Annotated in this window: 16 protein-coding genes; all 16 read right to left on the bottom strand. The window is 62.8% G+C overall.

The features are described 5' to 3' along the window. Window positions 1-58: 58 nt before the first annotated feature. Window positions 59-1,528 (bottom strand): DASS family sodium-coupled anion symporter, encoded by a 1,470-nt coding sequence (locus tag DZK26_RS08080; RefSeq protein WP_258870831.1) that lies wholly within the window; start codon window positions 1,526-1,528, stop codon window positions 59-61. A gap of 19 nt (window positions 1,529-1,547) precedes the next feature. Continuing rightward, a complete protein-coding gene (locus DZK26_RS08075) occupies window positions 1,548-2,216 on the bottom strand; it encodes a lysoplasmalogenase (RefSeq protein WP_258870830.1) in 669 nt (222 codons plus the stop codon). 16 nt (window positions 2,217-2,232) lie between these two features. Then, complete coding sequence (locus DZK26_RS08070; protein WP_116897662.1) at window positions 2,233-3,696, bottom strand: phospholipase D-like domain-containing protein; 1,464 nt, start codon at window positions 3,694-3,696, stop codon at window positions 2,233-2,235. A 185-nt stretch (window positions 3,697-3,881) separates the two neighbouring features. After that, complete coding sequence (locus DZK26_RS08065) at window positions 3,882-4,322, bottom strand: hypothetical protein (protein ID WP_116897661.1); 441 nt, start codon at window positions 4,320-4,322, stop codon at window positions 3,882-3,884. A gap of 268 nt (window positions 4,323-4,590) precedes the next feature. Next, window positions 4,591-7,041: a complex I subunit 5 family protein gene (locus DZK26_RS08060; RefSeq protein WP_147306617.1), complete on the bottom strand. Its 2,451-nt coding sequence runs from the start codon at window positions 7,039-7,041 to the stop codon at window positions 4,591-4,593. Beyond that, window positions 7,038-8,528, bottom strand: a complete 1,491-nt coding sequence (locus tag DZK26_RS08055) for a complex I subunit 5 family protein (RefSeq protein ID WP_116897659.1) — start codon at window positions 8,526-8,528, stop codon at window positions 7,038-7,040. Before DZK26_RS08055 ends, DZK26_RS08060 begins: the two co-directional genes overlap by 4 nt. Next, entirely contained in the window at window positions 8,525-10,018 is a 1,494-nt protein-coding gene (locus DZK26_RS08050) for a proton-conducting transporter membrane subunit (RefSeq protein ID WP_116897658.1), read from the bottom strand. Before DZK26_RS08050 ends, DZK26_RS08055 begins: the two co-directional genes overlap by 4 nt. Before the next feature lie 3 nt (window positions 10,019-10,021). Then, entirely contained in the window at window positions 10,022-11,506 is a 1,485-nt protein-coding gene (locus DZK26_RS08045) for a complex I subunit 5 family protein (RefSeq protein ID WP_116897657.1), read from the bottom strand. Next, window positions 11,507-11,857, bottom strand: coding sequence for a cation:proton antiporter subunit C (locus DZK26_RS08040; RefSeq protein ID WP_116897656.1), 351 nt, complete (start codon window positions 11,855-11,857; stop codon window positions 11,507-11,509). Between the two features lies 1 nt (window position 11,858). After that, entirely contained in the window at window positions 11,859-12,581 is a 723-nt protein-coding gene (gene mbhE / locus DZK26_RS08035; RefSeq protein WP_116897655.1) for a hydrogen gas-evolving membrane-bound hydrogenase subunit E, read from the bottom strand. Next, a complete protein-coding gene (locus tag DZK26_RS08030; RefSeq protein ID WP_116897654.1) occupies window positions 12,578-12,826 on the bottom strand; it encodes a hydrogenase subunit MbhD domain-containing protein in 249 nt (82 codons plus the stop codon). The genes mbhE and DZK26_RS08030 overlap by 4 nt, the downstream gene beginning before the upstream one ends. Continuing rightward, a complete protein-coding gene (gene mnhG, locus DZK26_RS08025; RefSeq protein WP_116897717.1) occupies window positions 12,813-13,136 on the bottom strand; it encodes a monovalent cation/H(+) antiporter subunit G in 324 nt (107 codons plus the stop codon). The genes DZK26_RS08030 and mnhG overlap by 14 nt, the downstream gene beginning before the upstream one ends. Beyond that, the gene (locus tag DZK26_RS08020) at window positions 13,136-13,417 is read right to left on the bottom strand and encodes a monovalent cation/H+ antiporter complex subunit F (protein WP_116897653.1); all 282 of its coding nucleotides are present in this window, start codon (window positions 13,415-13,417) and stop codon (window positions 13,136-13,138) included. The genes mnhG and DZK26_RS08020 overlap by 1 nt, the downstream gene beginning before the upstream one ends. Beyond that, entirely contained in the window at window positions 13,414-13,899 is a 486-nt protein-coding gene (locus tag DZK26_RS08015; RefSeq protein ID WP_181918313.1) for a Na+/H+ antiporter subunit E, read from the bottom strand. The genes DZK26_RS08020 and DZK26_RS08015 overlap by 4 nt, the downstream gene beginning before the upstream one ends. Before the next feature lie 309 nt (window positions 13,900-14,208). Then, window positions 14,209-15,144 (bottom strand): cation diffusion facilitator family transporter, encoded by a 936-nt coding sequence (locus tag DZK26_RS08010; RefSeq protein ID WP_116897651.1) that lies wholly within the window; start codon window positions 15,142-15,144, stop codon window positions 14,209-14,211. 14 nt (window positions 15,145-15,158) lie between these two features. Further along, window positions 15,159-15,479 (bottom strand): P-II family nitrogen regulator, encoded by a 321-nt coding sequence (locus DZK26_RS08005; protein ID WP_116897650.1) that lies wholly within the window; start codon window positions 15,477-15,479, stop codon window positions 15,159-15,161. Window positions 15,480-15,482 lie beyond the last annotated feature (3 nt).

Genomic DNA, 15,482 nt, shown 5'->3' with positions numbered 1-15,482 from the left:
ATGCTGCCGGCTCCAGCGGCAGTTCAAAGAGTGAAAGACAACGGCCCGGCGCTCGGGTTCAACCCGGAATGAGGTCGGCGGCGAATACCCGGCCCAGCAACGCGTACATCAGCCCTGTGACCACAATGACCATCACCAGATTGATGACCAGGCCGGCGCGCGCCATTTGCGGGATCGTCACCAGACCGCTGCCGTAGACGATGGCATTCGGTGGCGTGGCGACCGGCAGCATGAATGCACAGCTGGCGGCGACCGCCGCGGGTGCGGCGAGTACGATCGGGTCGAGTCCCATGCCTACGGCGACGGAGCCGAGGATCGGCAGGAAAGCCGCGGCAGTGGCCGTGTTGCTGGTCACTTCCGTCAGGAGGATGACCGCGCCGACGACTAGCCCGATCAGCACCACAACGGACAGGCCATCCAGCTGCTGGAAGACTTGTCCGATCCATTCGGCCAGGCCCGAATCGCTGATGCCGGCCGCCAGGCTCAAGCCCCCGCCGAACAGAATCAACACTTCCCAGGGCAGGCGAGCGGTGTCCCGCCAGGAGAGCACGAAACGCCACTCGCGCCAGTCGATCGGCACGATGAACAGTAGCAGGGCGCCGAAGATGGCGATGCCGGTATCCGACAGGCCGGGAAGAAAAGTCTCGAGAAGCGGGCGACCAATCCACAGTCCGGCAGTGAGCACGAAGATGACAGCGACCTGCTTCTCGGCGCGGTCCGTGCGCCCGGATCGGGCCAGTTCGTTGCGGATCAATTCATCGCCCCCCGGAAACTGGTAGACGCGCAACGGAAAAAGCACGCGGGTCAGCAGCAGGAAGACGAGGGGAAGGGCGACGATCACCAGGGGCAGGCCGACCAGCATCCACTGGGAAAAGCCGATCTCGACGCCGTGGTTGTCGAGCAGCCAGGCGGCCAGCAGGGCATTGGGCGGTGTACCGATCAGGGTGCCGAGGCCACCGATATTGCAGGCGTAAGCCAGTGCGAGCAGCAATACCAGGGCGAATGCGGAGCGATGGTCCCGATCCTTGTCGATGTCGGCCAGGTCAGTGACCGAAAGCGCGATGGGCAGCATCATCATGGCCGTGGCCGTATTCGACACCCACATGCTCAGGAAGGCCGCGGCCAGCATGAAGCCGGCAATGATCGCCGTCGGCTTCGTGCCGACGCCGCGGATGATGTTGATCGCGATGCGCCTGTGCAGGCCCGATCGCTCCATCCCCAGGGCAATGATGAAGCCGCCGAGGAAAAGGTAGATCAGGGGATTGGCGAAAGGCGTCGTCGCCCCGGCGATATCGGTTACGCCGAGCACCGGAAACAGAACGATCGGCAACAGGGCGGTGGCGGCAATGGGCAGTGCCTCGCTGATCCACCACACCACCATCAGTGCGGCGACAGCTGCAACCTGCCAGGCGGTGTCGGGCATACCATCCGGCGCCGGCAGCAGCAGTATCGCCACGAAAGCTGCAAGCCCGGCGATCAGGCCGATGCGCGGCCGCAGGAACTTCATGTGGTTGGGGACGACGTTCACGGGTCCAGAGGATAGCGCCTCAGCGCTCTAGACGTTTCGGCATGGCCTCGATCGCACCCGTGAATATGAGGTATTGCGCGAGTGCGTAGATGGCAATGATGATCTGCACCGAGTAGGAGAAATCGGCCACGAAACGGGTGATTCCGATCAGTGCATCCGACACCACGAACAGGGCCGCGCCAGCGAACAATCGACCGGGCCGCTTCTCCACGGTTGTGGCTGATACGGCCATGAAGACCAATGCAGCGACATAGACAGCGACCGGTATGCGGTCGTTTCCCAGGGACGGCCACATCAAGGCGAGCACGGTCAGGCCGAAGGCGATCACCGGTAGCCACCATGGCCACCGCTGCATGAATGTCCTGCGATGCCGGACGAACGCCATCGAGTAGGCGATTTGGGTGACCAGGAAGCAAGCCAGGCCGGAGGTGAAGTAGTGGTTGCGATCAAATGCCAGGAAGATGTCTCCACCGGCTGCAGCGACGAATCCGATGGCCATCGGAACGGCCGCGGCCGGCTTTAGCAATATCGCCAGCGCGGCAGCGGCGATCAGCATCGGTGTAAATTTCAGTATCCAGCTTCCGGGCAGAGGGGGCAGCCATAACGTAAGCCAGTAGGTCGCGGCAATGATCGCGAATGCGAGTCTTGCATGGGTGACCCATTTCAAGTCTTGTTCTACGGATTGCATTTGCTCTCGATCTCCCTCAGAACGTCGATAGCCCCGTCGCTTCCATGATCCTATATTGCCAGTAACGCATGTGGGAGTGGTCGGCGTAACGCTCATAGGGCAGGCTGTGGATACGATCGGGCTGATTCGACCAGCGCTCCTCGAAGAACACGATGATGGCTTGCATGGCTTCCACATCGGTGTCCATGCGCAATTCGATATTGGTTTCCAGATTGTAGTTATCGAGGTTTCGCCGCGTGAAATTGGCCGAACCGGCAAGCACCCGATCGGGTCCGCTGCCCGGACGCAAGATCAGCATCTTGCCGTGGCACTGTTCGCCCCGGGTATTGCACCAGCGTATGGGAATGCCGGCCTCGTGCAGTTCCCAGGCAACCTGCCGGTTGGGTACGCCGTTCTTTTTGCGTCCGAAGGCGTCCTCGTTGGGGTCGAGCAGAACGCGTAGGGTCGCGCCCCGTTCATGGGCCTCGATCAGTGACTCGATGATTTCACGGTGAGAAAGATAGAACATCAGCAAGTCCAGCGAATCCCCAGCTTCTGCCGAATCGATCATGGCAAGCGCAGCCTCGCGAATGGCCGCTTCGGTCAGGACGCGCACTTCGGCCATGGCGGGCCTGGAGGTCTCGAAGGCCAGCGTCGGCCAGTCGGGTTCGCGCCCGGTCGAGAAGCGTACGACGGCACGTTCGGTCTCGAGCAGGTCGCCCACTGCTGGCCCGTCGAAGGTGACGGCAATGTTGTCGTGCCGGCTGCTGGCGTCGTGCGGGTTGGCTGAGGTGACCAGGCCCTCCGCTCCGTTCTCGCTGTCGACAACCAGGGTCTTGCGATGATTGGCCTTGAAATTGAGCATGGTCAGGTAGGTTCTGAGCGTGACTTTCCCCTCACCGACCGGATTGGGCAGCCAGCCGCCGCGATGACCGTTGCCGAACCACTGGCAGCAGATGCGCCACGCTGCCGACCAGATCGGATTGGGATCGCGCAGTCGCTTCAGGTCCGTCTCGATGACCTCGACGCCCGCCCGCTCGAGTTCGGCGAACAGCGGCTGGTCGACGCCGTCGTAGAGGTCGTTGAAAGGGTCGGTGATCAGCACCGCACGCAGCGAATCGTGCGTTTGGCGTTCGGTGACCAGGGCATTGACCAGTTGTGTCGACAGCGGGCGGTATCCGTCACCGGCCCGGCCGGCGAACTGGTTGAGCAGGAAGAAGTCGCTGATCACGAGCGTTTCGGCCCGCTCGATCATGGCGAAGGCCGCATCGAAAATCTCTCGCTCGTTGTGTTGCTGACCCTCGGCATCCAGCCAGGTCGAATCGGCATGAAAGCGAACCGAGGTGGCAGGGCGCCAGGGGGCGGCCATATTCACGCCTTTCGGCAACGGTTTGTGGAGGTGCCAGACAGCCGTGGCCAGATAGCCGAGGACGAGTGCTGCAATCGCAAGTGTGAGCGTTCGCTTCAAGGTCCAGGAGCGGGCAGGCTTTGATTTCTCCATGCCTGCAGATTATCGCCGAATCGGACGGGTCAGGCGAGCAAGGGACTCGAGAGATCGAAATTTGCCGGGGTGGCAGGTGCCGGTTGGTTGGACAGAAGCCGGCTGGAGGGAATGGTTGTGTCGATGGCATGCAGGAGTCCTGCACATTCCGGTAACATCGGAATGCGCAGGACTGCGCAAAGTGCTTAGTTTTCCTTGTGGTTTTCGTGCGCTTTCATGTGGGCTTCCATTTGTTGCATCATGCCCTGGTGCATCTTTGAGTGCATTTTCATCATTTTCTGGCAGCGCTCGCCATCCATCTCCTTCATCTTCTGATGCATCTCCTTGCGGTGCTGACTCATGCCCTGCATTTGGCCCATGGCCTCGTGCATCTGGCGCATGTGTTCCTGCATGAGCTTCCGGCGCTCATCCGGATCTTCCGTGTTGTGGATTTGCTGCATGGTTTCGCGCATTTTCTTCATGCGTTTTTGCATGCCGTCGCCGCTCATCATGCCCTTGTTCATCTTGTCCTGCATGCTCATTTCTTGCATGCCTTCGTCGTCTTTCGGTTGGTCTTCGTCACCAGCCAGAGCGACGGGTTGGGCCAGGAAAAGCGATATTGTCGTGATAATGATCAGGTTTCTCATGATTCGATCTCCTTCGGGCTTGGTTGTGGATGGAATACAGGCCATGCGTCTGCAATTTCGATCGTCATTTATTTTGACAGGCGTGAGCGGGTGCATGTTCCTCCCCTTTGCCTATTCCCCGAGTCAGCCAGGAGCCGGAAAGCAGGAATGAAGCACCACCGTAAATCACGTACTGATCGGGCATTTCTGAAAAGATCAACAGCCATGAGCTCCAGGGCTTGATACTCGATCGTTGTAAGCGGAGCAACTGCATCAAATTGAAATCCGGTCAGATCAAAATGGAGCTTGCACTCAGGGCCAGCAGGAGAAGGAAGGCCAGGCCCAGTCCCAAACTCGGATCGCGCGTGGTGCGTTCGAGCAGGGCACGTATCGCTCTTGTCAATGAAGCGTCATCCGAGCGCTCGGTTGCTGGCCAGTGGCGCACAGCGGGGCGGAAGATGAACTCGCACAGTTCGGTCCACCAATCCCGATTGGCGGCAGTGGACGGGCGGGGTCCGGCATCCCGCTCCGGGTCCACCCTGCCGGCTTCAAGCAACTTTCCGGGATCTCCGCCTTCGAGCCAGGTTTCGGCGGCGTCGGCAGCCATGCGGGCGAAGTCGTCGCGTTCTGTCCCGATTTTCTCGATTGCCGTGGATACCGACCGGTCAGCATTGTCATCGGCGGTGAGCGCCATGGTCCGTTCGAGCAGGCGGGTAGCGATCAGGCCGGCCATCATCCGGGTGGCGTTAAGGTGACGGTCGGCGCGCACCGATTCGGCTTTTCTCTGCCCCCGCGTACGCAGGCGGGATTCGTCGACAGCGGCGCGAACGATACTGTCGCGCAGTTCGTCGAGTCGGGCGTAAAGAGTATTGCGCCTGGCACGTGTTCCATCAATCGCCGAAAGGCGCTCGTCAAGAACGGTCAGCATTTGTCCGGGCAGGGAGCGCGTGCGTTTGATTCGTTTCGGTTGGGGGCGTGTGACCCGGAGGCCGGCGGCACGTTTTCCCCCATGACGGCAGAGGATCACGAAAGTCACGGCGGCCCGGCGATACCAGATGTCGACCCCGAACCAGGCCGGCGCGGCCAGTTTGAACAGCCCCAGTCGGGTGCCGACGGCAAACAGCGCGATGCCACCGACCAGCACGGTGCCGAATGAGCGCAGGTCCGATGGGCCGAGGTAGTAGGTGTCGAGGTAATGTCCGACCGGCTCGGCCGGAATGGCAAGCGTCTTCAGTCCCGGAACGATCAGCCCCTCGAGGACGATGCCGGGCTGCAGTCCGATGACAATGATCGGGATGGTGAGCAGGATCATGGCCGTCGACATCGGACCGGTGGCGTCACGCACGGGTTGGGGCGGGGGCTGTCGGGATGCACGGACGAAGACCAGCCCGATCAGTTTGACGAAGGAAGCCACCGTGCCGGCACAGGTGGCCAGGAAAATCCACTCTGCGACCACGAGCCAATCACCGCCTTCCCGGGCGGCTCCCTCCACCAGGGCATGGTGAATCAGGCACTTGCTGACGAAGCCGTTGAACAGGGGAATGCCGGTGATGCCGGCCGCGGCCACGAGCATGCAGGTGAAGGTTACCGGCATCCTCCGCCACAGCCCGCCCAGCCGGTACATGTCGGCGGTGCCGGCATGGAGCGCCACGACCCCGGCGCCGAGAAACAGGCTGGCCTTGAACAGCGCGTGGTTGACTACATGCAGCAGGCCGCCGGCGGTGCCCATGGCGCCCTCGCTTCCCAGCCAGACACCGGCGCCGATTCCGGTCAGGACGAATCCCATCTGGCTGACGCTGTGCCAGGCCAGCATGCGTTTGGCATGATGCTGGCCGAGCGCGAGAATCACCCCGACAAGCATTGTGGCGATACCCAGCCATAGCACGATGAGGCCCAATCGGGCATTCAGCGCCCAGGCCGAGAGCGCCGATTCCACACCACCTTCGGGGCGGAAGATGACATGCACCATGCGGAATATGCCGTAGGCGCCTGTCTTGATCATGACGCCGGATAAAAGTGCGCTGGCCGGGGCCGGTGCCGCGGGATGTGCGTCGGGAAGCCAGGTGTGCAACGGCACCATGCCAGCCTTGACTCCGAACCCGATCAGGAGCAGGACGAAGGCCGTCCACAGCATCACGGGCGATCCGGCGCCGGGCGGGAGCGGTTCGATGCTATCGGAGCCGGCCATGGCGCGGACCAGCAGGATCCCGGCCAGCAGAAAGAACCCTCCGATCAGGGTCATCCAGAAGTACTTGATGCCGGCCTTGCGCGCTTTCTCGCTGCCATCATGAATGACCAGGAGCAGGGCGGCGAGCCCGAGCAATTCGAAGCAGACATACAGGGTCGGCAGGTTGCCGGCGAGCACGACGCCGAGATTGGCCGAGAGCACGAACAGGCTGGTCGCCTGGAAGCGTTTCCGGCCAGTGTCGTCGGACAGGTAAGCGGTCGCGTAGACAGTGGCGCAGAACCATACGAAGGCGCCGCTCAGGGCAAACAGCAGGCTGATGGCATCGGCGGTCAGTTCGAATCGTCCGGTCAGGGCCGGCAGCGACCAGGTCAGGCGCCCGGACGCCAGCACATCCGGAACCAGCACGATCACGCCTGCCAGGGTCAGCCCGGAAGTAGTGACCGCTACCATCGCCAGACGGCGTTTCCCGATGCGGACGCAGGCCAGCGTCAGTGCCGCGACCAGTGGCAGCAGAACCACCAGGGGCAGAAGGAGTTCGGTGGAAAACATCATGGCGGCGGCTCCACGAGCCACTGTGCAGCGTTCTTCGCCAGGTCGAGGGGGAAGCCCGGCAGGGTGGCCGCCGTTCCCAGGATTACGGCCAGCATTCCGGTTGCGATCAGTATGCCCAGCATCCACCCGGAAGCTTCGCGGCTGTGGCTATGGGCGAACCGCGGATCATCGGTGGGCAGCCAGATCCGGTAGATGATCGGCCACAGGTAGACGGCCGCGAGCAGGGCGCCGGCAAGCATTACACCCAGCCGGACCATGGCGCCGGCGTCGGCCAGTCCCAGGCCGAGCAGCCACTTGCTGATGAATCCCGACAGGGGTGGAATACCCACCAGGCCGAGGGCCAGAACGGTCAGCGCCAGGGAGGTTACCGGCATGCGTTGTGCCAGCCCCCGGAGCTGGCTGATCCGGGTTGCACCGGTGACGGTCGCGACCAGCCCGGCGCAGAAGAACAGCCCGCCCTTGAGAAAGGCATGATGGGTAATGTGGACGAACGCGCCGGTCACCGCCTGGCCGCCGATTGTCGAAACGGCCATGAGCACATAGGCCATCTGGCTGATGGTCGACCAGGCCAGTCGGCGTTTGAGATCGTCCTCGCCGACGGCTCGTGCCGCGGCCAGAAGAACGCTTGCGCCGGCGATTCCACCCAGCCACGGCAGTACCCCCATCTCAATCAGGCGCGACACGCCGAAGATTTCAAACATCACCCGCAGGATGCCGAAGACGCCGGTGGCCACCATCACCCCGGAAAGCACGGCCGAGAACGGGGCCGGGGCGGCCGGATGTGCATCCGGCACCCAGCCGTGCAGCGGCATCAGCGCCGCCTTGACGCCGAAGCCTGTGACCAGGCAGGCGAAAGTGGCGAGCACGAGGCCGGGCGAACCGTTGATATCCGCCAGGCCGCCCGGAAGGAACCGGATCTCGCCGCCGAGGTGAAAGACCAGAATGATGCCGGCCCATACAAAGGCGCCACCGGTGATGATGTAGACCAGGTACTTCAGGCCGGCAGCGACGGCCACCCGTGTCCGATCGTGCGTGATCAGGGGATAGCTGAGGAGCGAGAACAGCTCATAGAAGACGAGCAGCGTGACCAGGTTGCCGGCGAAGGCTACCCCGATCATGCAGCCCTGGCAGGCCATGGCGAAGGCATGAAACCGCCACTGCCTGCGGTCATCCGGCAGATAGCCGAAGGCGTAGATCAGGGCGAGGAGGAAAAGTCCCGAGACGGTGGCCGCGAACAGGGTGCCGAGCGGGTCGATCCGGAAAACGATCCACACCGGCGGTGCGATCTGGACCAGCGTCATTTCTCTGAGGAGGCCGTCTTTTGCCGCCAGCGCCAGGAGCGCGGTGATCAGGAATGTCGTAACGGCCGTCCCGGCAACCACGGCAATGCCCAGACGCCGGTTGCGTCGACCGGCTCCCAGGGCCGCCAGACCACCGATAATCGGCAGTGCCAACGCGATCAGTGGCAGCAGCGAGGTCAGGGTCATGGGATGCCTCCTTCCAAGCCGAAGGCGAGGCGCACAGCCGATTCGGCCAGTGAAAATGGCATCAGCGGGGCCTGCGCGCCTGTTCCGAGCAGAATGACGTAACCGGCGCAGATTCCGATCGGTGCCAGCAGCATCCAGGGTGTTTCCTCACGCAGTTGCGGAATGCCGGTTTCACGGAAGTAGGCGCGATAGATAATCGGCAGCCAGTAGGCGGCATTGAGTAGACCGCTGAGTGCCATCAGCGCGACGAATCCGCCGCTGTCGGCCGCAAGGGCACCCAGCGAGAGATACCATTTGGTAATGAAGCCGGCCAGCAGGGGCACGCCCATGAAGCTCAGTCCGGCGATGGTGAACGCGGCCATGGTCCACGGCATGCGGTAGCCGATTCCGTCGAGTTGGTCGATGTGTGTTTTGCCGGTGTTGTGCTCGATGGCGCCGGCGACGAAGAACATGGTGATCTTGGTGAAGGCCTGGTTGGCCAGGTGGATGATGGCCGCCAGTGCCGCAGCCGGGGTCAGCAGGGAAGCGGCCAGAAGGATGTAGGACAGCTGGCTGATGGTCGACCACGCCAGCCTGGCCTTGAGCCGGTTCTGGCGCAGGGCCATGATGGAGCCGGCAATGATCGTGAAGCCGGCCAGGTAGCCCAGCCAGGTGGCGAATCCCAGGCTCTTGAGCAGATTCACGCCGAACACGTCATAGAGGACCCGCACCACGCCGAATGCCCCGGCCTTGACCACGGCGACAGCATGCAGCAATGCACTGACCGGCGTCGGCGCCACCATGGCGGCGGGCAACCAGGCATGCAACGGCATGATCGCCGCCTTGACGCCGAACCCCCCGACCAGGGTGAGGAAGATCAGGAGCAACACACGATGGTCGTCGACATCGCCGAGGATGCCGCCTTCGGCCAGGCTGAGTGTGCCGGCGGAATGGAAGACCAGCAGCATGCCGGCCAGAATCACGGCGCCGCCGCAAAGGGTATAGGCAAGGTACTTGCGGCCGGCCCGGCGCGCTTCGGCATCCTGGTCGTGAATGACCAGGGGATAGGTGCAGACGGTAAGCAGTTCGTAGAAAAGAAACAGGGTGAAGAGGTTTTCGGCGAAGGCGATTGCCACGGTGGTCGAGATGCACAGCGCGAAGAAGCCGAAAAAGCGCTTGAGCGCATGGCTGCCTTTCATGTAGGCGAGCGCGTAGACCGTGGTCAGCACCCACAGCGTGGCAGTGACCAGGGCATAAAAGAGGCCGAATGCATCGACCCGGAAGGCGATTGACAGCCCGGGTAGGATTTCACCGACCCGGAAGATGTAGACCGAACCCGCCAGAGTGCCCGGCAGCATGGACCATACGATGACGAACTTGAGTCCGGCTGCCGCCAGGCTCCAGATGGCGCGCCAGCGCCCGCTCGTCCCCATGACGAACACGCCGCCGGCGCACAGTGCCGAGATGAGGGGCGCGAGAACGGGGCGAAGATCATGCAGTTCGATCGGCATGGCTCAGCCGGTGTCGGTCAGGGGCAGGATCGCCGGGGCGACGAAATCGAGCATCGGTTTGCCGGCCAGACCGAGCAGGAAGCTGCTGGCGGCCAGGAGCAGTATCGCTGCCAGCATGGAGGGCGGAGCTTCCCGGGAGGTGACCACGCGGACATGCAGCGGCGGCCGGAAGAACAGGGTGTTGATGATACGCACGCCGTAGGTCAGTACAAGCAGACCACCGACGATGACGACCCCCATGAGTAACGGACGCCCGGTCTCCAGCGCGCCGAGGCCAATCTGCCACTTGCCCACGAAGCCGGCCGTCGGCGGTACGCCGGCCACTGCCAGCAGCGCGACACCGAGCGCCAGGGCCGAGAGCGGCATGCGCTCGCCCAGACCGCGCAGGTCGTCGATATGACGGAGCCCGCTCTGGTGGATGAGGGCGCCGGCGGCCAGAAAGAGGGCGGCCTTGATCACGGCATGGTTGATTATATGCACCGCGGCGCCACTGGCGGCAGTGGCCGAGCCGATGCCGAGACCGATGAAGATATAACCGATGTTGGTGACGGTCGAATAGGCCAGCAAACGCTTGAGGTCGCTCTGGACGAGGGCTGCGACTGCACCCCAAAGCACCGCGATGGCGCCTAGCCATATCAGGAGAGATTGGAGTGGCATCAATTGGAGCGACCCGTGATCGCTGAAGGTCTGCAGGGTGCGGATAATGCCGATTACGCCTGCCTTCACGACCACCGCGGAGAGTAGTGCGCTGACCGGAGCGGGCGCGCTGGCGTGGGCATCCGGGAGCCACACATGCAGCGGGAACAGTGCCGCCTTGACCATGAAGCCGATAGTCAGCGCTCCCAGTGCCAGGGCGGTGGGCACGATCGACGCCGCGGCGTCCAGACGGCCGGCAGCGTCGGCCATGTTGAGCGTGCCGGTCTGGGCGAAGATCAGGCCGATGGCGAACAGCACCAGTAGCGACGATACTGCACCCAGCAGCAGGTACTTGATAGCGGCCAGGCCGGCCTGGGGCCCGCGCGCCATGGCCACCAGGGCGTAGGCTGATACCGAAAACACTTCCATGAACACGAACAAATTGAACAGATCCCCGGTGACCAGAAAACCGTTCATGCCGCCCAGGTTGATCATCACCAGCGCGTAGTAGAGCGGAATGCGGGCAATCGGCACAACCGCCGGAATGTAGCGTCGGGAGAAGATCAGAACGAGCAGGGTGATCATGCTGAAAACGGCGATGGCGGCGCCGAAGCGGTCGAAATGCAATGCCACGCCGTAGGGGGGCGGCCAGCCACCCGCCGCGTATGAGAACGGGCCTTCAGCGAGCAGTCGCCGGATCAGTGAAATGCTGATGGCCAGGGTGAGCGCACTCGAAGCCAGCGCGAACCCCCATGCCGCAGTCGGAAAGCGCCGGAACAGGGCCGGAATCAGGGCGCCGCCCACGATGGGAACCAGCACCACCAGCGCCAGGCCGTGGGCCGCGGCGCTCATTTACTCGACTTTGCCCAGTTCGTTCAGTTCCACGCTCCCGCATTCGCGCTTGACCCGGACGATTAGCGCGAGTGCGAGTGCGGTGATGCTGACGGCCACGACGATTCCGGTCAGTACCAGCGCATGCGGCAGCGGGCTGGCGAAAGGGCCGACCGCGTCCGGGCCCAGCAGGGGCGGCACGCCGTTGTCGGTCATGCCGGCAGTGACAATGAACGCGAATACGGCCGTTTCCATGATGTTGAGGCCGAGGATCTTCTTTAGCAGGTTCTGCTTGACCAGAAGAATGTAGAGCCCGACCAGGAATATGGCTACGGCGGCGATGTAATCGACATGGGTCAGAAGTACATTCATTTCACCCCTCCCTGAGCGCCCGGAACAATCCGACCAGAACCGCCGCGCCGCCGATCCCGATACCGAGTTCCAGGCCGATCATCACCATCTCGCGCCAGAATGGGTGGTCGGGAAGCGAGAACAGCCATCCGGAAAATACCAGCCCGGTGAGCCCCAGCGCACCGAATACCAACGGACCGGCGGCACGGATCCAGTTGCGCAAACCGGGCGGTAACTCTTCGTCGTCGGTCTTGTCGGTCCGGCCGCTGAACAAGGCCAGCAGGATCAACATCGCGCCGAGGACCACGCCGCCCTGGAAGCCGCCGCCGGGCAACTCGTGGCCCTTGAGCATCACGAACAGCGCGAAGGTCGCGATGAAGGGGGCCATCAGTCTGACGACGAACGAAACCACCGGACTGACCGGTACCCGGGTAGTCTTAAGATCGATATTTTGGGTGCCGGAGCGTTCGGTCGGACCCGCCAGCGAAGTGGCTGCCAGGACGGCGATCAGCGCGGTGAAGATCACCGTCACTTCGCCGAAGGTGTCGATTGCGCGGTAGTTGAGCAGGACGGCTGTCACCAGGTTATCGGCGCCGCCGGCTTCGTGTCCGCCCTTGATGTAGCCGGCGCTGACATGAGTATGAACCGGCGAATCGGTAGTGCCCGGTTCCGGCAGGTTAACGACGGCGGCGATCAGGACTGCGCCGAGGGCTGCGATAAGGACCAGGGCAAGGAATTTCCTCATTTTTCGCGCCGCCCGATTTTCGCGATCGCCGTGAAGAACAGCACGGCGGTGATGCCGGCGCCGACCGCCGCCTCAGTCATGGCCACGTCCGGTGCGCCGCGATGGGCCCACAGCAGGCACAGCACGAAACTGTAGATGGCAAAGAGGGTGACTGCCGTGGCCAGGTCACGGACCCGGGCTATGCCGAGCACGCAGGTGATCAGCAGGGCGAGAATGAGTAGATCGAAAAGATCACTGACCGACATGACCGGATTTCCTGTACCAGGGTTCAAGACCGGCCCGCCACGCGGCGCGTGCCAGTGCATGGCCGGCGGTGGGGCTCGACAGCAGCACCAGCGCGATCAGGGCGATGATGCGAATGCCGCTACCGTCGAAGCCAGCCAGGATTGCCAAACCGAGAAGCACCAGTCCGGCACCCAGTGCATCGCACTTGGTCACCGCATGCACCCGGGTGTAGAAATCGGGCAGGCGTAGCAATCCAATGGTGCCGATGAAGAAAAACGCCGCGCCCGCCACGATGAGAAGGCCGGCCAGGGTCGCTTGAATCGCCGCCATCATTTCGATTCCCACACCCCGCGTATCCGGCCAGTCTCGAGAAACCGGCTGAACACCAGGGTGACTGTGAAGCTCAAGAGCCCGTAGACCAGCGCGACATCCAGCCATAGGCCCTGATCGAGGGCGAGGCCGAGCAGCACCAACACCACAAGGGTCTTGGTACCGATGACGTTGGCTGCCAGGATGCGGTCGGGCAGGGTGGGGCCGGCCAGTGCGCGCCACAGGCAGACAAACGCGTTGACCAGCAGAAACAGGATGGTGCCCCATAAGAGAGTGGTCATGACATCGTCTCCCGCTGGAGCACCCGGGTGATCCGGTCTTCGAGCCGGCCGTCGCGAACCGGATTGGCGAAGTGCTCGTCCAGGCAGTGGATTGTCAGCACGCCGTTTTCGCTGTCGACGCAATGGGTGCCCGGAGTGAGAGTGATCGAGTTGGCCAGGGCGACCCGGGTAAATTCATGGTTCAGCCGCATCCGGTGCTTGATGACGACCGGATCGATGGGCATGGTCGGCTGGAGGATGACGCGGGCCACCTGGAGCGCGGCTGGTACGATCGAACGGATCAGTTCAAGGGTGTAGATCACCAGCCCGGCCAAGCGGCGCAGGCTGAGTGCCGGCGCGCCGTCGGCCCAGAGGAGTTCCGCCGCCCAGAATCCGACCAGTATGGATACCAGGGCGCCCCAGACCAGATCGACCGGCGCCAGAGGTACGGCCAGCACCAGCCAGAAAACGAAAATGACCGCCGCAACCTGCACGACTCTCATGGCCTGCCTCCCCGGCATGATCATGCACTTCTGCCCGCGCCGGCTCGTGTACGCTCTGCCGCGACCACCCTGAACAGGGCGAACAAATGAATTCCCATCATACGGGGCTGCCGGGGGTCGTAGTTGACCGAAATCAACGTTGCTGTCTGGCCCGTTTCCTCGGACGGTGAAAACGTTTCCGGCTTCGAGCGGAATCGGACAAGATGTGGAAAGGCCGCGGAGGCAAGTGCCTCAATGCCGGATTCAGCCAGCCTTGGCCAGAATAGTCGGTGCCATCACGAGGAAGGTAGTCGTGATGGAGGTCGGGAGTTATGGAGGGTTTGGGTTGTTGTTTCCAGTGATGTCGATGTCCTCGGCTCCCGATTCGTCCAGGCATTCCTGTTCGATCTGGAGTGTGGCGAAGAAAAAGCCATAGTTCGACTTGAGCATTTCGTAGGCCGTTTTGAGCACTGCTGATGCATCGCCGTCATCGCGGACCCGCAAGTGCGCGGAAAACACATGGCGACCGCTGGTCAGCGCCCAGGCGTGCACATGATGGACGTCCTTGACGTCCTGGAGTTCTTCGAGCGCGCGTGTGATGTCGGCCAGGTCGACATCGGCAGGGGTACCTTCCATCAAAAGGTGCATCGAATCTCTCAGAACACCCCAGCTGGCCCAGAGCAGTACGAAACCAAAAGCCATGCCGAGGATCGGATCGATCAGCAGAAAGCCGGTGAAATGGATGACCAGGGCGGTCACGATGATCAGCAGGCTGCCGACAAAGGTCTGGATGATGTGCCAGAGCGCACCCTTGACGTTGAGATCGCTTCGGCTTTGCTTCCAGATGAGCGCGAGGGATATGATTTCAGTGACCAGGCCGCCCGCAGCCGCCCAAAGCATGGGCGCCGGTGGCAGCTCGATGGGCTCTGCCAGGCGCATGCCGCCCATCACGATCACGATCAGGGCCATACCCAGCAGAAAGCCGCCATTGACCAGTGCGCCGATCAGTTCGGCCCGGTACCAGCCGAAACTGCGATCCTCGTCCGCGGGACGTCGGGCCAGTCGGGCCGCGACGATTGCAACCAGTACACCGCCGACGGCCGAAAAAGTGTGGAAGGCGTCCGAGATGACTGCGACCGATCCGGTCCACAGTCCGATGGCCATTTCAACAACGAAATAAACACCGGTTAGCCAGGCGGAAATCACCATGCCGCGGCCGCTCGCGGGCATGTGCCCCGCGTGTCCGTGAGCGTCGTGATTCGACATGATTTTTCTCCTTCTCAGCCTTCACCGTTCTCGATGGTCTTTCGGTCGCGAATCCGCACGACCCGATCAACCGGTTCGATGGCGACCAGCCCGTCGCCCGCCGCGCCCGTATGAGCGGCTTCCAGGATCAGGTCGGCAATCTCCTCGGCGCGCGTGGTGAATACCTCGATACGGGCGAATCGGTGGGTCCAGTCGTCGCGGAAGAAATTGCGGTATTCCCCGAATCCACGAACCGGGCTGACGGTAAGACCGTTGATGCCGGCCTCCTTGAGCGCGTCTTCAACGCCTTCCAGCGCGCTGAAGCGCACGATGGCTTCGACCTTCCGCGTGCTCATGGG

The organism is Wenzhouxiangella sp. 15190, from assembly GCF_003417465.1.
Taxonomy (GTDB): Bacteria; Pseudomonadota; Gammaproteobacteria; order Xanthomonadales; family Wenzhouxiangellaceae; genus Wenzhouxiangella.
Note: the sequence above shows the minus strand (reverse complement) of the source record. Positions and strands in the feature narration are given on the sequence as shown.